At 70.7% G+C, this 19422-nt stretch carries 15 protein-coding genes and 2 pseudogenes; 10 read left to right on the top strand and 7 right to left on the bottom strand.

The window, feature by feature from the left end; all coding sequences use genetic code 11:
* Positions 1-116 precede the first annotated feature (116 nt).
* The 5 genes and pseudogenes from ACFVZW_RS23880 to ACFVZW_RS23900 form a co-directional block, all read left to right on the top strand.
* Entirely contained in the window at positions 117-542 is a 426-nt protein-coding gene (locus ACFVZW_RS23880) for a hypothetical protein (RefSeq protein WP_384524650.1), read from the top strand.
* 357 nt (positions 543-899) lie between these two features.
* Positions 900-2762: an HSP90 family protein gene (locus ACFVZW_RS23885; protein WP_384524653.1), complete on the top strand. Its 1863-nt coding sequence runs from the start codon at positions 900-902 to the stop codon at positions 2760-2762.
* Entirely contained in the window at positions 2762-5782 is a 3021-nt protein-coding gene (locus ACFVZW_RS23890; RefSeq protein WP_384524655.1) for a hypothetical protein, read from the top strand. Before ACFVZW_RS23885 ends, ACFVZW_RS23890 begins: the two co-directional genes overlap by 1 nt.
* Before the next feature lie 511 nt (positions 5783-6293).
* Positions 6294-8009 (top strand): ABC transporter ATP-binding protein, encoded by a 1716-nt coding sequence (locus ACFVZW_RS23895; protein ID WP_384524756.1) that lies wholly within the window; start codon positions 6294-6296, stop codon positions 8007-8009.
* A 195-nt stretch (positions 8010-8204) separates the two neighbouring features.
* Positions 8205-8963, top strand: a pseudogene (locus ACFVZW_RS23900) (DUF817 domain-containing protein); the annotation flags it as partial.
* A gap of 190 nt (positions 8964-9153) precedes the next feature.
* Here ACFVZW_RS23900 and ACFVZW_RS23905 read toward each other — a convergent pair.
* From ACFVZW_RS23905 to ACFVZW_RS23925, 5 genes are all read right to left on the bottom strand, one after another.
* Positions 9154-9645 (bottom strand): hypothetical protein, encoded by a 492-nt coding sequence (locus tag ACFVZW_RS23905; protein ID WP_384524658.1) that lies wholly within the window; start codon positions 9643-9645, stop codon positions 9154-9156.
* Between the two features lie 39 nt (positions 9646-9684).
* Positions 9685-10257 carry a hypothetical protein gene (locus ACFVZW_RS23910; RefSeq protein WP_384524661.1) on the bottom strand — a complete coding sequence of 191 codons (573 nt, stop codon included), beginning with the start codon at positions 10255-10257 and terminating at the stop codon, positions 9685-9687.
* A 214-nt stretch (positions 10258-10471) separates the two neighbouring features.
* Positions 10472-11215 (bottom strand): hypothetical protein, encoded by a 744-nt coding sequence (locus ACFVZW_RS23915; protein ID WP_384524664.1) that lies wholly within the window; start codon positions 11213-11215, stop codon positions 10472-10474.
* Between the two features lie 250 nt (positions 11216-11465).
* On the bottom strand, positions 11466-12293 hold the full coding sequence (locus ACFVZW_RS23920; protein WP_384524667.1) for an MOSC domain-containing protein: 828 nt from the start codon (positions 12291-12293) through the stop codon (positions 11466-11468).
* A 15-nt stretch (positions 12294-12308) separates the two neighbouring features.
* Positions 12309-12548 (bottom strand): hypothetical protein, encoded by a 240-nt coding sequence (locus tag ACFVZW_RS23925; protein ID WP_384524670.1) that lies wholly within the window; start codon positions 12546-12548, stop codon positions 12309-12311.
* 315 nt (positions 12549-12863) lie between these two features.
* Here ACFVZW_RS23925 and ACFVZW_RS23930 point away from each other — a divergent pair, with 315 nt between their 5' ends.
* The 4 genes and pseudogenes from ACFVZW_RS23930 to ACFVZW_RS23945 all read left to right on the top strand — a co-directional run.
* Positions 12864-14087: a PP2C family protein-serine/threonine phosphatase gene (locus tag ACFVZW_RS23930; protein ID WP_384524673.1), complete on the top strand. Its 1224-nt coding sequence runs from the start codon at positions 12864-12866 to the stop codon at positions 14085-14087.
* An 81-nt stretch (positions 14088-14168) separates the two neighbouring features.
* Entirely contained in the window at positions 14169-14609 is a 441-nt protein-coding gene (locus ACFVZW_RS23935) for a hypothetical protein (RefSeq protein ID WP_384524676.1), read from the top strand.
* Between the two features lie 436 nt (positions 14610-15045).
* On the top strand, positions 15046-16647 hold the full coding sequence (locus ACFVZW_RS23940; protein WP_384524679.1) for a TROVE domain-containing protein: 1602 nt from the start codon (positions 15046-15048) through the stop codon (positions 16645-16647).
* Between the two features lie 88 nt (positions 16648-16735).
* Positions 16736-17068: pseudogene (locus tag ACFVZW_RS23945) on the top strand (restriction endonuclease); the annotation flags it as partial.
* Positions 17069-17215: 147 nt separating this feature from the next.
* Here the strand turns inward: ACFVZW_RS23945 and ACFVZW_RS23950 are convergent.
* Complete coding sequence (locus ACFVZW_RS23950) at positions 17216-17866, bottom strand: DUF4360 domain-containing protein (RefSeq protein WP_384524682.1); 651 nt, start codon at positions 17864-17866, stop codon at positions 17216-17218.
* Positions 17867-18436: 570 nt separating this feature from the next.
* Positions 18437-18877, bottom strand: coding sequence for a VOC family protein (locus ACFVZW_RS23955; protein WP_384524685.1), 441 nt, complete (start codon positions 18875-18877; stop codon positions 18437-18439).
* A 318-nt stretch (positions 18878-19195) separates the two neighbouring features.
* Here ACFVZW_RS23955 and ACFVZW_RS23960 point away from each other — a divergent pair, with 318 nt between their 5' ends.
* The gene (locus ACFVZW_RS23960) at positions 19196-19384 is read left to right on the top strand and encodes a hypothetical protein (protein WP_384524688.1); all 189 of its coding nucleotides are present in this window, start codon (positions 19196-19198) and stop codon (positions 19382-19384) included.
* The last annotated feature ends 38 nt before the right edge of the window (positions 19385-19422 follow it).

Here is a 19422-nt window from a genome sequence, read left to right on the forward strand (position 1 = left end):
CCGACGACAACGCGGCTGGGGGTACCCCCTGCTCGAAGAGCTTGGGGGAGCGGTGCCAGGCGTCGCGAGCCCGGCCTGATCGACAAGACACCCCCTAGGGGGCGCATCAGCAGCAGTTGCAGCAGGTCTGCGAGAAGTGGGGCGGCTCGCACGAGGAGATGCATGCCTTCGCGGCGAAGTCCGCGTTCGGCGCGCCCGGCGGCACGCCGCTGGGTCAGCTCGTCGCGATCGCCCACATCGAGGAGTGGCTCTCCCTCGACCAGGGACCTGACGACGCGTACATGCGGCGACCCGAGGTGACCTTGTCCCTGCGGGAGGCCGCCGAGCACTCGTTCCGGCACCCGGACTTCGTCCGCCAGGGAGCCTGGCTCAAGGTCCTCAACACCTTCGCCATGGCCTTCTCGCTGGCCGGAGACCGCGTCTCGGCGCGAGAGTGCTTCCAGGCGACCGACGGCCGCGTCACCGAGTTCCCCTGGAACTACCTCGACGGATCCGACCCCGCCGCGGCCTACCGGAAGCAGCGTTCGTCGGCCGGGCGCTGAGCCGAAAGGCGCCGCGCACGCCGCGGCCGCCACACGCAACGGGCGGACCCGCGCAACGGGCGGACCCGCGCCGCCCGTGCATCGGGGCGTCCGGTCGTGCCAGGTGTTCCGTCCGGTCGTCTCGGCGTTCCGCCCGGTGCCCGTACCGGCAGCCACCCTGCCGCTCCGTCACGCGGACGGCCCTCCGCCGCGACGGATCGGCGCTTCGTACCCGTTGCGAACCGGCGCCCCGTACCTGCATCGAACCGGCGCCCCGAACCCGCTGCCTCGCACCGGCTCCGCCCCGCACCCCCTCCATCCGCATCCCGCCCACGCCGCCGAACCGCGGCAGGCGCGCCCACCGAAAGACTCCGCAAGGTGCCCCAATCCGAGACCGCTCACACCTTCCAGGTCGACTTGCGTGGACTGGTCGACCTGCTCTCCCACCACCTCTACTCGAGCCCCCGCGTCTATCTGCGCGAGCTGCTCCAGAACGCCGTTGACGCCATCACCGCCCGGCAAGCGCTCACACCCGACGCCCCCGGCACCATCACGGTACGCACCGGTGACACCCTCACCGTCACGGACACGGGCGTCGGTCTGACCGAGGCCGACGTCCACCGGTTCCTCACCACCATCGGGCGCAGCTCCAAGCGGACCGCCGAAGGCGCCCTCGACGGCGCCGGACTCGACGCCGCGCGCGGCGAGTTCATCGGCCAGTTCGGCATCGGCCTGCTCGCCTGCTTCGTCGTGGCCGACGAGATCACCGTGCTCAGCCGTTCCGCCGCCGACCCGTCCGCGCCCGCCGTCGAATGGCGTGGCCGCTCCGACGGCGGCTACACCATCCGCACCCTGCCCGCCTCCGCGGTGCCCGAGCCGGGCACCACCGTCCGGCTCACGCCGCGCCCCGACAACGCCGAGTGGACGAGTCCGGAGCAGGTCGTCGCCCTGGCCCGGCACTACGGCGGCCTCCTACGGCACGAGGTCACCGTCGTCGGACCGCGCGGCGAGACGCACCGGGTCAACGAGCCTGCCCCATGGGAGCAGATCCACCGTTCCCCGCTGGCCCGCCGCGAGGCGCTGACCGCGTACTGCCGCGACCTCTTCGACTTCACGCCCCTCGACACCATCGAGCTCGACCTCCCGGCGGCCGGGCTGCGCGGCGTCGCGTACGTCCTCCCCACGGCCATGAGCCCGGCACAGCGCGCCGGCCACCGCGTGCACCTCAAGGGCATGCTCCTCACGGACCAGGCGCCCGAACTAGTGCCGGAATGGGCGTTCTTCGTCCGGTGCGTCGTCGACACCACCAGCCTGCGCCCGACCGCGTCCCGCGAGGCGCTGTACGAGGACGGCACCCTGTCCGCCGTACGGGACGCTCTCGGCGACCGCATCCGCGACTGGCTCACCGGACTCGCCGCCAGCGACCCCTCCTTGCTCCACCGCTTCATCGACACGCACCACCTCGCGGTCAAGGCGCTCGCCCGCTACGACGACGAGCTGCTGCGCATCGTGCTGCCCTGGCTGCCGTTCGAGACCACCGACGGCAACGTCACACTGGAGGAGTTCGCGCGCACGCACCCGACCCTCCTGGTCACCCGCAGCGTCGAGGAGTTCCGCCAGGCCGCCCCGATCGCCTCGGCCGCCGGCCTGGGCGTCGTCAACGGCGGCTACACCTACGACCGCGACCTCGTGCACCGGCTGCCCGAGATCCGACCCGGCACCGCCGTCACCGACCTCGACCCCGCCACTGTCACCGCCCACCTCGACGCCGTGGACCCGACCGCCGAACTGCGCGCGGCGGCCTTCCTCGCCGTCGCCCGGGAGACGATCGGCGTCCACGACTGCGATGTCGTCCTGCGCGACTTCCAGCCCGTCACCGCCCCCGCGCTCCTCCTCGACAACCGCGAGGCCCGCCACGAGCGGACCCGGTCGAGCCTCGCCGCCGACACCGACGGACTCTGGGCCGACATCCTCGGCTCCCTCCGCCACGAGACCCCACGCGCGCAGCTCGTCCTGAACCACCTCAACCCGCTGGTCCGCCAGGCCATCACGATCACCGAACGCGGGCTCGCCGTCACGACCGCCGAGGCCCTCTACGGCCAGGCCCTGCTGCTCAGCCGCCGCCCGCTCCGGGCGAGCGAGAGCGCCCTGCTCAACCGGGCCTTCATCGGCTTGCTCAACCACGCCATGCACCACCCCGGCACGGCGGCACCCGCCTCCGAGCCCCGGAAGGACATCTGATGCTGGACACCCCCGAGGCCGTGGTCGAAGCGCTGCGTGAGAACAACGACCGCCCCCACGGCATTCAGCGCACCATCACCGCCGAAGAACTCGTCGAGGCGGCCGAAGCCTTCGACAAGCCCGACGTCCTCGTCACCGCCCTGCTGGAGCTGATGTCGGCGTACGAGTTCACCGGCGAACACCGCAAGTCGCCCGTCGTCTTCGCCCGCGTGCTCAAGCTGTGGGACACCGCTCCCGAGTCCTTCAGCCAGTGGGAGGCCCACCAGGTCTTCTGGCGCTTCAAGTGGGTGACGACGTCCCTGCTTCAGGTGCCCGAGATGCCGCTGGCCACCGTCCACGGCTGGATCGACCAGATGCGCAGCCGTTACGAGACGGCCGAGCACGGCATACAGCCGGTGGCGGCGATGCGCTACCACGTGGCGTCCCACACGGGCACCGGCGTCGCCGACGCCTACGACCTCTGGGCCACCCGGCCCCGTACCGAGCTCAGCGACTGCGAGGCATGCGAGACCCGGCACTTCGCCTGGCACCAGGTGATGTCCGGCGACCACACTGGAGCGCCCGAGACGTGGCGGCCGGTCCTCGGCGGTGAGCAGGGGTGCAGCGAGGAGCCCCAGATGAGCCAGGCGCGCGCCCTGCTGGCGCTGCTGCACGTCGGTCGCACCGACGAGGCCCGCTCCCACCACCTCACCGGCTACCGGCGCGTCCGGGGCAACACCGGAATGCAGGACGAGGTCGGTCTCCACCTGGAGTTCTGCGCCCTTTCGCGCAACGAGGGCCGGGGATTGGAGATCCTCGCCGAGAATCGCCCGCTGTTCGAGAGGACCGGCGCTCCGCTCGCCCGCCTGGGCTTTCTCACCGGCGCGGAGGCGCTGCTCGCCCGTCTCGTCGAGGACGGGCACGCCGACACCGCCGTCGCCGGCCCGCCCGGACGGAACTGGACCGCCGGCGAACTCCTCGCCCATGTCCGTTCCGAGGCGGACACGCTCACCGCCGCGTTCGACGCGCGCAACGGCACCACGGAGGTCGGGGACCGCCGCCGGCTGCGGCTCGAACAGCGCCCGCTGCTCGACGAGCCGCTGCCGCTCGGACTCCGAACGGCCGTCGCCCGCTCGTCCGGAGCGAAGGGCACGCCGGTGACGGTCTCCGCACCCGCGGCCACCCTGGACGTTCCCCAGGACTTCGTCTCCCTGGTGCGCGAGGCGCGACGCCTGGCGACCGTGGGGAACCCCGCGGCCGCCAGGCTCTGGGCCCGTGTCGCCGAACGCCTCGCGGGCGGCACCGCCACCCACGACGAGCGGCTCGGCCCGGAGGACCTGCTGCGCGCGGAACTCGCCGAGCAGCGCGCGGTCCTGCTCTCCCACGAGGACCGCACCGCGGAGAGCGTCACCGAGCTGAACAGGGCAGCCGAGCTGTTCGAGGGGGTCGGCATGCCCTGGCATGCGCTGTCCGCACGCACGCGCGCCGTCGCCTGGCGGTCCGTCCCCGACCACGCCGCGGACGGCGCCGCGGCCGAGCACGCGGACGGGGGAGCGGACGAGGCGGACGGGCCGCTGGGCGCGAAGCGGGCCGCGGCCGCCATGGACGAGGCCCTGCGCGAGGCGGAGCGCCTCAAGACCGAGGCCCCGTTCACGAGCGAGGACCTCGGGGAGGGAGAGGCCGCGTCCGAGGGCGACGCCGGACTGGAGCGCGTCCTCGAGTACCTCACGGTGCTGTACGCCTGCACCTTCGTCGCCTATCACGAGGTGGTGCGGGGGCCGGAGGCCTCCGACTCCGCCCGGGAGCGGTTCGACGAGTTCGCCCGCACGCTGCACTCCGAGGCGAAGCGCCTGTCCATCCCCCACCAGGTGGCCAGCGTACGGCAGTTCGTCGCCGACATCGCCGTCCGTCGCGGTGACATCGCCGGCGCCGAGGCGGAGCTCCGCACGTCGCTCAAGGAGGTGGAGGCCTCCGGAAGGCACTGGCGCGGCTCGCGCCCGCGCGCCCTGCTCGCCCAGATCCTGATGGCGCAGGAAGAGCCGGCGGAGGCGGTGGAGCTGCTGCACCAGGCGATCTCCGACGCGGTCCGGTACGACGACACGGAGTTCCCGCTGGCTCCGACGTACGCACTGCTCGGCCACGCCAGCACCCATCTCGGGGACTTCGGCGCCGCCGTGCGCCACCTCTCGGAGGCGGCGGCACGGTTCGATCAGAAGGGGGAGCACAACGACGCCACCGACACCCGGCTCCAGCTCGCCGATGTCCTGGCGGGAAGCGGGCAGCAGGCCGACGCCGTCGCCGTACTGGAATCCGTCCTCTCCGACGAGGCGGCCTGCTCGCTCGACGAGCGAGTCCTCGCCCAGGCCCGGCTGGCTCTGGCGCGCGGACTGCGGGAGCTGGCGGAGTACCTGCCCGCGGCCGAGGAGTTCCTGCGTCTCGCGGACATCGTGGCCGCGTGGGAGGAAGACCGCGCGGTCCACACGCTGGTGGCGGCGGACGCCGCCACCACGCTGGCGATGGCCGACCGCTGGGAGGCGGCGGGAACGGCGTACGAGCGCGCCGTCGTGGCGCACGCCGAGGCACCGAACCCGTCCTCGATCGTGCACATGATGCGCGAGTTCGCGCGTCTCACCATGCTGTCCCAGGGGGCCGACGGCGTGGACACGGCCCTGGACCACCTGGCGCGTGCCGACGCGATCCGTGGTGCTGTGCCCGAGGACTGCGAGGACTTCGTCCATTGGTGTGAGAGCGGCACCGTGCACTACCGCCGCGCCGTCGTCCTGGCGGAGGCCGAACGCTACCCGGAGGCCCTGACCGAGGCGGAGGCCGCCATCGCCGCCAACGACGAGGGCGGAGAACACGGCGAAGGGCCCCGCGCGGAAGCCGTCCGGATCGCCGCCCTGATCGAGGGGAAGGGCCTCGGCCGGTTCAAGGAGGCCATCGCCCGGCTGACGACCGCAGCGGCACGCTGCCGGAAGGCGGACCTTCCCGAAGCCGCCCAGATCCTCGACGCCCTGCGCCAGGACTACCTGACGCGATAGGAGCGAGCACTGACGGGCCCTCGGCCCCTACGGCAGAATCCGCAAGGGCCGAGGGCCGTCTCCGTACCGTCCGGGGTACGTCGACGCCGGGCGGGGATGCCGATCCGCCGCGACTTCTCGTCCGGCCCCCCTGCTGAACGAAGGGAGACCGTCGCCCTGAGACGACAGGCCGTCATGCACCGACACCCGGATCACACCAGGGCGCGGCGTCCGGGATCCGAGCCGGGCCCGGCTGCCGCGCTCAACCGCCGTGCCAGCCGCCGCGTCCTTTTCCGGGAGGCCTCACCCTCACCCTCACCCTTGACTTCACCTTCACCCCTCGTCCCGGACCCGCCCCGGCCCGGACGTAGATTGATGCCCCGTCCCCGCTCAGGCGGACCCGGCCCCCGACACAGCACGACGAGGAGCATGCGTGGCCACCACCGCAGAGTCCGCCCCACCCGCCGCACCGGCCCCGCAGGAGCGCCCCACGAACGGTGAGCCCACCGAACCCGACGCGCCCGCCTGGCGCATGCTCCTCGGATACGTACGGCCGCACCGCTGGACGCTGCTCGGCGGGGCCGTGCTGTCGCTGGTCACCGGAGCCACCGGACTCGCGCTGCCGCTGGTGGCCAAGTACCTCATCGACGCGCTGTCCGACGACCGTCCCATCGCCGGCGCCCTGCTGCTGATGTCGGCTCTGGTCGTCGCCAACGCGGGGATCGGCGCGCTCGGTGGGTACGTGCTGCGGCGTACGGCCGAGTCGGTCGTCCTCGGCGCGCGGCGTACCCTGACGTCGTACCTGCTGAGGCTGCGCATCGCCGCCGTGGACCGCAGCGAACCCGGCGACCTGATGGCCCGCGTCACCTCCGACACGACCCTGCTCCGCGAGGTCACCACCGACTCACTGGTGGGTCTCGGCACAGGCGGGCTGACGCTCGTCGCGACGCTGGTGATGATGGGCCTCGTCGACCCGGTCCTCCTGGCGGTCACGCTCGGCGTGATGCTGGGCGCGGGAACCGTGATCGGCGTGATCGTGCCCCGTATCAGCAAGGCCAGCCGGCAGGCGCAGGACGCCGTCGGGGCGATGGGCGCGTCGCTGGAACGCATCCTCGGCGCGCTGCGCACCGTCAAGGCGTCCGGCGCCGAGCACCGCGAGGAACAGGCCGTGCACGCTGCGGCCGAGGAGTCCTGGCGGCAGAGCGTACGGGCCGCCAAGTGGTCGGCGCTGGCCGGGAACACGGCCGGCCTGTCCATGCAGATCGCCTTCATCACCGTGCTCGCTGTAGGCGGCGCCCGGGTCGCCACCGACGCGATCGACGTCGGCACCCTGGTCGCGTTCCTGCTGTACGTCTTCTACCTGATGTCCCCGATCCAGGAGGTCGTCGGCGCCGTCACCCAGTACCAGGCCGGGGCCGCCGCCCTCGCCCGGATCCGCGAGGCACTGCGGCTGCCGGCCGAACCGCCCGCCGCGCCCGCGCCGCTGCCCGAGCCCGGAGCCGAACCCGCCGCGCTCGCCTTCGAGGACGTCCGCTTCCGGTACGCGGACGATCTGCCGTACATCCACCACGGCGTGACCTTCTCCGTACCGCCGCGCGGCATGACGGCCTTCGTCGGCCCGTCCGGGGCGGGCAAGACGACCGTCTTCTCCCTCATCGAGCGGTTCTACGATCCGAGTGCCGGACGCATCACGTTCGACGGCCTAGACCTGGACGCGTGGGAGATACCCCGACTCCGTTCCGCGATCGGGTACGTCGAGCAGGACGCGCCGGTGCTCTCCGGCACCCTCCGCGACAACCTGCTGCTCGGGAACCCCGACGCCGACGAGGAGGAGCTGCTGCGGGTGCTTGCGACCACCCGGCTCGACGGTCTTGTCGAGCGGCTCCCCAAGGGCCTGGACACACTCGTGGGCCACCGCGGCACCAAGCTCTCGGGAGGCGAGCGCCAGCGCGTCGCGATCGCCCGCGCGCTGCTGCGCCGACCCCGCCTGCTCCTCCTCGACGAGGCCACGAGCCAACTCGACGCAGTCAACGAGGCGGCATTGCGCGACACCGTGGCCGACGTCTCCCGCACGACGACCGTGATGGTGGTCGCCCACCGGCTGTCCACGGTCACCATGGCCGACCGCATCGTCGTCATGGACGCGGGCCGGGTCCGCGCGGTCGGCAGCCACCGCGAACTCGTCACCGCCGACCCGCTGTACGCCGAACTCGCGGCCACCCAGTTCCTGGCCACGGCCGAAGGCTGACCGGGGCGCGCCGTCCTGAGCCGGAGGCGGGCGCTCGGGCATTCGTGAGAGGTGCCCGGGGCGCCACGACGACGAGACGATCCACGCGCCGAACACCGGCACCGGACCATGCCTGCCCGCCCGGCGACGGGGCCCCGGCGGTGCGTTTCCCGACGTCGGGGAACCGGCGGCGCGTGGGCGAATGTCTGCTCGGGCATGACCTTCCAGCAGATCACCCACGGCTGCGCGCAGTTCTGGCGCTTCGGGATCGACCAGGTGCGGGCCGTCGCCTTCGCCGTGGTTCTCGTCGGCGGCATCGGCGCCTCGCGGCTGCTGCCCGCCGATCTGCCGGTCGCACGGTACGACCTGCTCCTGCTCTTCGGCGTGGCGCTGACCGTCCTGGCGCGCAAGGTCGGCTGGGACGGGCCCCGGGACACGGCCGTGATCCTGGGCTGCCACCTCGTGGGGCTGCTCTTCGAGCTGGTCAAGGTGCGGATGGGCTCGTGGAGCTATCCGGAGGAGGCCGTGTTCAAGATCTCCGGCGTTCCGCTCTACGGCGGATTCCTCTACAGCGCGGTCGGCAGCTACTGCTGCCGAGCCTGGAAGATCATGGATCTGTCGCTGTCCGGGTACCGACCAAGGACGATGGCGGTGCTCGCGGCGGCCGTGTACGTGAACTTCTTCTCGCATCACTGGTTGCCTGACGTCCGGCTCCTGCTCGCCGTGCTCCTGCTCGCCGCGATGGCGGGCACCTGGGTGCACTTCACGGTGGGCCGCTCCCGCTACCGCCTTCCCCTGGCCCTTGCCTTCGCACTGATCGGCTTCTTCCTCTGGGTCGCGGAGAACGCGGCCACGTACGTCGGCGCCTGGAGCTACCCCCACCAGCTCGACGGCTGGCAGCCGGTCCCGCTGGACAAGTTCGGTGCGTGGGCGCTGCTGATCAGCGTCACCTTCGTCATGGTGGCTCGTACCCGAGACGACGCGGGTGCCGGCGACCGGACGACGCCGGATCACGCGATGCGGTCCCGCAAGGTCCGGGTGCCGGAGAAAGCAACGCCCGCCGTGCCGCGGTTCCGCGAGGCACAGGCCGGCCCCGCCCCGGGTGAGTCCGACGACAGAGACACCGAGTGTCAGGTGTCGTCACCCGCTCTGGGATCGGCGGGGGTCAATCCGCGCGCGGCGGACGGAAGTCCACGGAGGTGACGAGGACGTAGTCGAAGTAGATCGGGTCCCCTTCCTCGTCCATCGGGTAGTCGAAGCTGCTCTCGTTCGAGAGGATCACCTTGAGGCCGGGGAGGGTGTCCACGCCGTCATCGTTCAGCTCGACCGTGTGGCCTCGTTCCTCAAGGCGCTCCAGGAGGTCATCGCTGGGTGTGCGGAAGACATCGAGGCCGTCCAGGACGACCGTCACGTCCGCGTCCTCGATGCGGAAGCGATGCACATGGATATCGGTCAGGACTCCCTTGGTGAAGCCGAGAGTGAGCTCCGCCTGGGACTCACCGTGCTCGCAGAGCACCTGTCCAGGCGCGTCACCGTAGTCCGGGTCGGAGGCGGCGAAGCCCACTTCGCGCGCGGCCCCGACCGCCTCGTCGGCAGACATGCCGAACCTGACCGCGGCGACGCCCACCTCCGGCAGCAGCTGCAGAATCATTGCCATCCCTTCCGGCCTTCCGAGGCGCCGCCCTCTCTGCAGTTCTCAGGAGTAGACGACTGGGCATCCGCGCCGGATCGAGTGCTGGGCAGCGCGCAGAAACAGGACGACGTAGAAGGCTGTATCCAGATCCTTGCTCCATGCTCTCGTCCGGACAGCGGCCGATCCTTTCGCTGCTCCGTTCATGAACCACATGGTCAGATCGAGGTTGCCACACGTCTCCGGTGTCTCCGCAGGCAGCTCGATGACCGACGCCAGCCGCTCGGCGATCGCCAACACCTGAGGGGCGCCGGCGACCATGGTCGACGACTCCGTGAAGCTCGTGTCGACGGGGAGCCAGACCTCCTCGTCAAGCGACACCGGCACCAGCACCGTCCAGCCGCAGAGAGTCTCCACCTGCTCGTGTGACAGGTGTGCCTGACACAACGCAACGAACCCGTCCATGGAAGGGACCAGCTTCTCCTCGAAGGCCTGCCCCGACCCGTCCGGCACGGGCTCGAACGGCGGCAGCCCCCGTCGCCTCAGCTCCTGGTTCAGCGCCGAGGCGACCTCCCCCCATCCGCCCTCTTCCTCACCGAACCACTCCTCCGCGCCGACACTGACCAGGTATATCCCCATGGCCCCAACGTACGGCGCACCACTGACACGCTGGGCAGAACAACCCCTTCTACGGGCCACGGAATCCGTGCAAGGAACCCGAGAACGGACAGCGCATCGACCGCCGATGAACGTCCAGATCCGTGCAACGGACCGGACCGAGGCATGTGACCGCGGCCGCCACCACGTCCGCCAGGCACCCACCAGATGCGCGCATTCCCATAGAGACGAACTCTTAGTCGGTCACCGTCCACGTGTGGTTTTGGTTGAAGACTGCCTGCATCGCGAAGGTGCCGTCGAAGGGAACGGCGGCTCGCTCGACGATCTCATCGGGGGCAAGCACATCTCCGAGTCCGGTCGAAGCGCTGGCCGCGACGACGTACCGGCCGTTCTGCGGGGTGAATTGCGTGGTCGTGCTGGGTTGCGCCTGTACCGCGAAGACGGGGGATCCGGACTGTCCGATGCCGATCGAGATGGTGTCGGCGGGCACGGACGCCAACTGCCTGATGTAGAGGGAGCCCTGTTGGGGGTTGGTGGTGGCGGAGCCATGCAAGAACTTCGGCCATCCGCTCTGGGTGTCCATGCCGAGCCGGATCTGGTTCTGAGCCAGACTGAACGGGTCGGCGGCTACCCGTTCTCCTGCCGTGAACGTGCCGCCGACAACGAGCGGACCGGTCGGCGCCCAGACGAAGCTGTAACCCAGGTCCCAGCTGAAGTGGCCGATGTTCTGCTCCGCCACGTACTTGGCCAGCCAGGCAAGTGGCTTCAAGCCCGCGGCGGCGACGCCGACATACTCCTGGAACAGAAAGAAGTCCCAACCCTCATTCGAGTCGTTGACGACTGTGAGGCTGTATTGCGTCGCCGCCGCGGCCTGCCGTGCGCCGATGAGGGAGGGTCCAGCGAGGGCTCCGGCGCACGCGGCGCTGCCGGCAAGGAACCGCCGTCGGGACAGTTCGGAACCGTGGTGGTGAGATGGCACGCCCGTCTCCTTGACGATCGCCGGCGCCGTTGCCGGCGCGCGCAGGTGCGCTGAGGACCATCAGACTGACTGCCGGAACCGCGCGGCGAGTGCTGATTGACGTCGCTGTCGTCCAGACGGTCTCGCCTCTTCACTCCCCAGTGGATCGATCCACTGGGGAGCCTCTCCTCTGCCGCTCCGACTGCCGTGATCACACGAACGGACGCTGCGAGCCCAGGCCCTACGAGCCGACGGCGATACCTTTCGCCCCCTAGAGCTCGGATCCGCCCCATTCCGTGACGGTCACCTCGTCGCCGACGGACACCTTGCCGGGGCGGAGGACGGCGAACTTCGCGCCGAAGGCGATGCCGCCTTCGGTGGCTCTCCGGTAGGTGGCCAGTGTGCGCAGGGGTTCCGGACCGGCTCGTGTGCCCGTTTCCTGGTCGACCAAGGTGACGGCGCAGCGGATCGCCAGCTTCGCGTAGCCCAGTTCGGCCTCGCCGATGGAGAGGCGGTGGGTGCGGTCCTCGGTGTGGGCGTCGTCCCAGCCGTCGACGACGACGTTCGCGCGGAAGCGGTTCGCGGGGACGGGCGGGGCGCCGCGCGCGGCCAGTTTCCGGTCGAGCAGGTCCAGGGTGGCGCGCGAGACGACATGGAGCGGGCAGCTGTCGGCGTAGCCGGAGGTGCCGGGGGTCCTGCCGTCCGTCACGCGGTGGTGTTCCGGCGGTACCCGTACCAGGCGGCTGGGGGTGCGGAGCACGTCCGAGAGCCACGAGGCCGCCGGATCGCCCTGGTCGATGCCCTGATACGGGGCGCCGAACAGGTCCACCGCCCGTCGGGCACCGGAGGTGTCGACGTCGATCGTGAGCGGCTCGGTGTCGGGGGCGTGCAGTTCGAGCCGTGTGCCCTCCGGGTCCACGATGGGATGGATCAGGGCCAGACGGGGATCACGGCGCTGCGTACGGAACACGCCCTGCTCGCTGACGACCATGAAGCTGCGGTCGTGGGCGAGGCCGGCGGGCGTCAACAGGGCGTCGGTGACCGACGTACCGGCGCAGCTCTTGATGGGGAAGTAGGACAGCTCGACGACGCGGGCCATGGGACGACTCCCGCTTCAGCCGGTGACGAGGGCGAGGGTGAAGCCGTCGTAGCCCTTGGCATCGACGCTCCGGACCGTGGCGCCGGTCCACCGGGGCTGGACGGCGATGAGTTCGGTGAGGCGGCGTACGCCCTGGACCCGGGGATCGGTACCGGTCGCGTCGCTCTCTGCGGCAGCCGCGAACAGTGGATCGTCCTCCTCCACGAGGAGGCCGTTGAAGTGGTCGGCTACCGCGGTCCACGTGGGCAGGGACACCGTGGGTTTCCTTCCGATACTCACCAAGTTCCGAGAAGGAACCTACTATGCCGCTTCGTCGGACTGCCAACGGATTTCGGGAGCGGACGGACGCGTGGACGGCGCGATACCGACGATGCCTGCCCTGATCGCGCGGGCCGCAGGGGTCGCCGTGGTGACGCACCGCCGCAAAGTCTGGACGCATGCACAACAGGGCCGGCAGGTGCCGACCTCCCGAACAGTGCGGACACCCCGATCCGGCGAAGGCGCGATGGTTCACCTTGGCTCTTATCGTGGGAATCACGGGACAGCTCCGAGCACAGAGGCGGGCCGGCCATGGCGGAGGCGGGAATCGACCACGAGGCGGTGTTCCAGGCACTGCCCGCCATGGTCGCGCTGCTGACTCCCGAGCTGGTGTACGTGGACGTGAACGAGGAGTTCGTGCGTATGTCGGGCCGCTCGCGCGAGCAGCTGGTGGGCCGGTACCTCTTCGACGTCTTCCCCGACAACCCCGGCGACCCCGCCGCCACGGGCGCGCGGAACCTGCACGCGTCACTCCAAAGGGTGCTCACCACCGGCGAGCGGGACACGATGGCGCTGCAGCGTTGCGACGTCGAGTCCCTCGAACGGCCGGGCGAGTGGGAAGAGCGGTACTGGAGCCCCGTCAACGCGCCGGTGTTCGGACCGGACGGCCAGGTGGTGCTGCTGCTGCACCGCGTCGAGGAGGTCACCGAACTCATCAAGGCACGCGGCGCGCGCGGCAGCCGTACCCGGGTGCTGGAGGCGGAGCTGTACACCCGGGCCAGGGAACTGCAGGAGCTCAACGAGCGGCTTCGCGAGGCACACGCCCGCGAGCGCGAGGTCGCCCTCGCCCTGCAGGACGCGATGCTGCCCGCCCCGGGCCCCGTCGGCCACCATCGGGTCGCCGTGCGCTACCGGCCCGCCATCGGAACGCTCAACGTCTGCGGCGACTGGTACGACCTCGTCACCCTGCCCGGCGATCGCATCGCCGTCGCCGTCGGCGACGTCGTCGGCCACGGCCTTCAAGCCGCCTGCGTCATGGGCCTGCTCCGCAGCGCGCTCAGCGCCACCTCCCACGTCGCCGACGGCCCTGCCCAGGCCCTGGAAGTCCTCGGCCTCTACGCGCGCTCCGTCGAGGGCGCCGAGAACGCCACCGCCGTCGAGACGTACGTCGACTGGGAGACCCACACAATCACGTACAGCAGCGCCGGCCACCCTCCACCGGCCCTGTTCCGCACCGACGGCACCGTCGAATTCCTCGACCAGGCCACCGACCCCCCACTCGGCGCCCGACCGGACCACGTTCCCCGCCCGCAGGCAACCACGTCCTTCACCGAAGGCGACACTCTCGTCCTCTACACCGACGGTCTGATCGAACGCCGCCGCGAGGACATCGACGTCGGCCTCGCCCGCCTCGCCGACTCCCTCACCCACCACCGCGGAGCCGACCCCGAGGCACTCGCCGAGGCGCTTCTTCTCGACCTGCTCCCGGCCGTCGGCGCCACCGACGACACCGCCCTCGTCATCGTCCGGCTCTGATACCCCCGGCATCCTGGCGATCACCCGACGGGCGTCGCGCTGCTACTTTGGCCGAATACCGCGGGAGAGGTTGGCAAGGAAGTGGACAGTGACCTGCGGCTCGCAGCTGTGTGGGCCCTCGGCGAGCTCGGGCGGAGCCACGACTTCCGGGATCGGGCGGATGCCGGTCATGGCTTGGCAGGCTTCGCCGACATGCGGGAAGCCGTCGGGCCGCTGCTGGAACTCGTGCTCGACCCACGTGACACCTTCGTCACCCGAGCGACCGCGGAAGCCTTGCTTCGGCGCATGGACAAGGCCGGGCTGACGATAGTCGCGTCCGCGCTGGCGGCCGCCGACTCGAATCACAGTGATTGGATCGGCACCGCAGTCGTCGATGTGTTCAGCATCTTCTCCGTCGACCGGGACAACGCGCTGCAGCTGTGCGAGGAGATGTCGCAGGATGCTGCCGACCCCATGGCCCAAGGGGCGGGTCTGCTGCACGAGATCCTGGCGGCGATCAATCCGGTTCTTCGCCCCGCGTAGCGCCTCAGCCTCGGGCCGGTGTCAGTGGCCTCCGCGCCGGCCACCAGGCCGGCGAGCGCGTCCAGGTGACTGAGGCGGAATGGCGAGTCGCAACGCTGAATCCACGGACGGCTGATGACGTGGGGCTGGTTCCTTCGGTCTCCAGCCACTGGGGGCTCTCTGCGGCCATGCACAGCGAGCCCGCGAACCGGCCTGAGATTTAATCGCTGGCGCGCGGCCCCGTGGCCCGCATACGTTGGCATCGCGACCGCGCCCCCGATGCGCCCGGCTGCGGCTACTTCCTACGACACTCAAGTGACGCCGCCGCCTCCTTTGATCTCGGCGGGCGCGGCCGACCCAGCCCCGACAGATCTACGTTGCGGGGCCGTTCATTCCTTGGATCCGGGGGGATTCACTGCCTCGCTACACCCAACGCGTCTCCAAAGTCTGGTCTGAGATGCTCGTGGCCCCGCACGTCTCGGCGGCCGCCCGCACCCCACTCGAACCGTGGGTCCACCACGGACCCACCGAGCGGGAACTCCGCACTCACGCCGGCGGCCCGGCCTTCACGCGGGAGCCCCGCGAAGAGCTCTTCCTGCTGGCGGTTGCCAACTTCGTCTCTCAGCAGACCTTCTACGAGAGCGGTAAGGAGCGCGACGACAGGTACGCCCGGCTCGTGGGCGAACTCGCTGTCGAGGACCCGGCATGGACAGCCGGTCTGCTGCGCTGGCTTCGCAGCGAGGGCAACCTGCGCACCGCGTCCCTGGTGGGCGCCGCCGCGTACGTGCGAGCCCGGCTCGAGGCCGGGTCGTCCAACGGCCCTTCCAACCGATCCGTGATCGACTCGGTGCTCCAGCGCGCAGACGAGCCGGGAGAGTTGCTTGCCCACTGGACCTCGGTATACGGGCGGAACGTACCCCAGCCCGTGAAGCGGGGCATCGCCGATGCCGTACGCCGACTGTACTCATCCCGGTCTCTGCTGAAGTACGACACCGCGTCCAGGGGCTTCCGCTTCGGCGACGTGCTCAACTTGGTGCACGCTTCCCCCGACCCGGACAAGCCCTGGCAGGGCGCGCTCTTCCGGTACGCCCTGGACCGCCGCCACCACCCGGAGCTGGCTGTTCCGCCGGCTTCCGACTCCCTGCTGACAGCGCACCGGGCACTGATGGAGCTGCCGGTGGACGAGCGGCGGGCGGTGGTGACCGGGCCGGACGGCCCCGAGCGGCTGGCCGCCGCGGGCATGACGTGGGAGGCCCTGGCGGGCTGGCTCCACGGGCCGATGGACGCCGCCGTCTGGGAGGCCGTGATCCCCACGATGGCACCCATGGCACTTCTGCGGAACCTACGGAACTTCGACGAGGCAGGAGTCTCGGACGAGGTCGCGGCCCGGGTCGCCGCACGACTCTCGGACGCCGGCGAGGTCGCCCGTTCCCGGCAGTTCCCCATGCGTTACCTGGCCGCCCACCGACACGCGCCGTCTCAGCGCTGGGCGGCCGAGTTGGAACGGGCACTGAGCCACTCCCTGGCCAACGTACCGTCCCTGCCCGGCCGGACGCTGATCCTGGTGGACCGGTCCGACTCCATGTTCTGGGACACCGTATCCGAGCGGTCCAAGCTGACCCGTGCGGACGCGGCGGCGGTGTTCGGCAGCGCGTTGGCCATGCGTGCCGAACAGGCGGACCTGGTGGAGTTCGGCTGGACCAGCGCGGACGTGCCGTTCGAGCCGGGCGAACCGGTCCTCGAAGTGCTGAAACGGTTCCACCGTCTCGGAGGCACCTACACCACGAAGGCTGTGCGGACCCACTACCAGGAGCACGACCGCGTCCTGATCGTCACCGACGAGCAGAACGCGCACTACGGCCCCGGCGGGCCGGCCGAACCTGTTCCGGTCGAGATCCCGGTCTACACATGGAACCTGGCGGGGTACCAGCCCGCCCACGCTCCCGCGGGCCCCCACCGCCACACCTTCGGCGGCCTCACGGACGCCGCATTCCGGATGATCGGCCCCATCGAGGCCGGCCGCCAGGCCGCTTGGCCGTGGACGGCTGACCCGGCTTAGAAGGCCCAGATCGTGCCGTCGTCGCGGCGCACGAACAGCGGGCTGGGAGACGCCACACCCACGCTCACCCCCGGACCCCCTGCTGTTCGTGGTGGTCGGCGGCGCGGTGGCGGCATGGTTGGTCCAACGCCAGAAGGCGGCACAGTGGGAGCGGGTGCGATTGCAGGGTCTGCGCTACGCGCTCTCGCAGCTCGACTCCTTGCATCACCGGGACTTCGAGCGCGTGGTCCGGGACCTGATGCGCCGCGACGGGTGCGCGGACGCGGTGCAGGTCGGCGGGGCTGGTGACAACGGGGCGGATGTGAAGGCCACCGATCCTTTCGGGCGCCGCTGGGTCATCCAGTGCAAGCACCGCCGTGCGGGCCTGGCAGGCTCCGCCGTGGGCACCCCTGACCTCCAGGTCCTCAACGGCACCGGGCGGGGGAGGGGGCCATCGGCCGCCCTGCCCATACGCACCTGAACGGTGACGTGAGGCTGTCCGCCCATGGGAAGTTGCCTGGATACGCCGGGCCCAGCTCGGGGAGTTGAGCCCCGGCCGGGAAGGGGGCCCGGCCGGGGCGGCGCAGGGTCAGCTGTCCGGGCACTCCTTCCACGCGAGGTGGTAGACGGTGCTGATGTCACCGTCGGTGGAGTCCATGGTCATGTAGCTGGTGGTGGCCGGGTTCGACGTGCCGGCGTTCACGCGGAGCTCGGTGTTGATGTTGAAGTTCCGCTGCACACCGCAGGGCGCCCACACGAGCTGCGCCCAGTCGGTGTCGTCGGTGGCCTGCCAGTTGTCCTCGTACGGGCCTCGGAAGGTGTGGGTCCGGGACGCGGTGTTCGGGGAGCCCTGGAAGTAGTACGAAGCCTTCTCGGTGCTGCTCGCGCCGGGCCGGAGCGACGCGTAGCCGCGGTAGTCGGCGCTGGCGATCGCGTAGGTGAAGCCGTGGGGCACGTGCACCAGGAGGTTGAGCTGGCAGTTTCTGCGGGCCGCCGTGGGGGAGGAGTTGCCGCCCACCTGCGCCAGGTAGTCGCTGTAGGTGACGGTGAAGGCGGTGTTGTCCTCGGACACGGCGATGGCGGTGGTGCCCTGGGGACAGCCGGAGCCGTTCACCGTGGCGACGTCGATGACGATCTTGTCCGGGGGCGGGTCGACGATCGACGACGGGCTGGCCTGTGTGGGCAGGGCCGAGGCGAACAGAGCGACGATCGCTCCGCTCACGAGCAGGGGGACTCTCATGGTGCTCCCATCCAGTGCTTCAGTGCCGGGCGTTCGGGGCGCACGGGTGCGTCCGGTCGCGGGGCGGGAGTGCGGCGCGCCACGGGGGCGGGCGGCAGGCGTGGACCTGTTGCGGTGGATCGAGACGCTGGCGGTGCGAGGGGTAGTCCAGCGGACAACGGTTGAACTATCATGTACATGTCATGCTGGCTTCTGGAGGCTCCCCACCGGTGCGGGCGGGGGTGGTCGAATGCTAGAAGCCCGAGCACGGAAGGGCAGTGGGGAGCCCAGCCAACAATCGCCCTGTGAACGGCCCTCGTTTTGGCTCAGAACAGCGGGGTCGCGACCCATGCATCCCATGCGTCCCATGGGAATCGGGCGCCCCGCCCGTCACGACTGCGCTTGACGTCCATATCGGCCTTGTTCGTGCCGGCGCGGTGCCACCGGGCCCTGACGCTCGTGAGGCCGTGCCATCGAGGGGGAGTGGGGACGGCGGCGAGGGGCTCGTGGGTGTGTACGGTCCCGGCGGGTCGGCGCACTCCGGAGGCGCGTACCCGAACGGTTCTCGGACGCAGGGTCCCTTGGGCAGCCTCAGCCGAGCTGCTCGGCCAGGCCGACGATGATGCCCTCGGGGCCGCGGATGTAGCACAGCCGATAGACGTCCTCGTACTGCGCCAGCTCGCCGACGAGTTCTGCGCCGTGGGTACGCAGACGGGCGACAACGTCGTCGATGTCGTCGACGGCGAACATGATGCGGCGAATGCCCAGCGTGTTCGCCGGCGCGTCCTTCGGCTCGGCTCGGATCGCCTTCGGCGCGTGGAACATCGCCAGCTCGATTCGACCGTGGCCGTCGGGGGTTCGCAGCATCGCGATGTCCTGTCGCACGTCGTCGATCCCGATGACTCGCTCCACCCAACGTCCTTCGACCGGCGCCTTGCTCTCCAGCTCCATGCCGAGTTCGACGAAGAACGAAATGACGGCGTCAAGGTCCTCGACCACGATGAGGACGTTGTCCATGCGCTGGATCGTCATGCTGGGTCTCCCTGGTGTCGTACGGCCACGGTGACCGCATCCACCCCCGAGACGGAGCCGCCACGCCGTTCTCGACATGCGGCGATCACGTGAGTCGGCCGGGTCCGCGGCCGCTCGCCGCCGCTCCGTTCCACCCGGATCCGCCCGACGCGCTCGGTGAGCCCTGCGCCGGAGGACGATGAGGGAAGGGCCGGTCTCAGCGGGCCCGCGTACGTTTCGGTGCACCGCCCGTCGGGGCGCCAAGGAAGGGTGGGGCGTGGAGTCGGTCGGAGACACCGGCTGGCAGCCGGGCCTGAGGCCACCTGGTAGCTGGAGACGGTGCCCAAACAGCCCGGCTACAACAAGCGCCTGCGCAAGGCCGCCGAGCTGCTTCGGCGGGTGGCCCGGCTCCTGGCCACCGACACCTCCGTGTGGAGCGACGACGTGTGGATCGTGGACTCCACGCCGGTGGAGTGCGGCCGCTCCCGCGAGACCGTCAACCCTCCGACCTGGTCGGGGATGGGCTGAGTCCGGTTACTACGCCAGCCACAGCCGCTTCTTCTGGG

Source organism: Streptomyces sp. NPDC059567, from assembly GCF_042735655.1.
GTDB lineage: Bacteria > Actinomycetota > Actinomycetes > Streptomycetales > Streptomycetaceae > Streptomyces.

Bases quoted from the DNA above. Each gene is read 5' to 3' on its own strand.
- ACFVZW_RS23910 (WP_384524661.1), bottom strand. From the start codon at position 10,257: ATGGGGATATACCTGGTCAGTGTCGGCGCGGAGGAGTGGTTCGGTGAG.
- ACFVZW_RS23930 (WP_384524673.1), top strand. From the start codon at position 12,864: ATGGCGGAGGCGGGAATCGACCACGAGGCGGTGTTCCAGGCACTGCCC.
- ACFVZW_RS23955 (WP_384524685.1), bottom strand. From the start codon at position 18,877: ATGACGATCCAGCGCATGGACAACGTCCTCATCGTGGTCGAGGACCTT.
- ACFVZW_RS23920 (WP_384524667.1), bottom strand. From the start codon at position 12,293: ATGGCCCGCGTCGTCGAGCTGTCCTACTTCCCCATCAAGAGCTGCGCC.
- ACFVZW_RS23950 (WP_384524682.1), bottom strand. From the start codon at position 17,866: ATGAGAGTCCCCCTGCTCGTGAGCGGAGCGATCGTCGCTCTGTTCGCC.
- ACFVZW_RS23940 (WP_384524679.1), top strand. From the start codon at position 15,046: ATGCTCGTGGCCCCGCACGTCTCGGCGGCCGCCCGCACCCCACTCGAA.
- ACFVZW_RS23905 (WP_384524658.1), bottom strand. From the start codon at position 9,645: ATGGCAATGATTCTGCAGCTGCTGCCGGAGGTGGGCGTCGCCGCGGTC.
- ACFVZW_RS23890 (WP_384524655.1), top strand. From the start codon at position 2,762: ATGCTGGACACCCCCGAGGCCGTGGTCGAAGCGCTGCGTGAGAACAAC.
- ACFVZW_RS23895 (WP_384524756.1), top strand. From the start codon at position 6,294: ATGCTCCTCGGATACGTACGGCCGCACCGCTGGACGCTGCTCGGCGGG.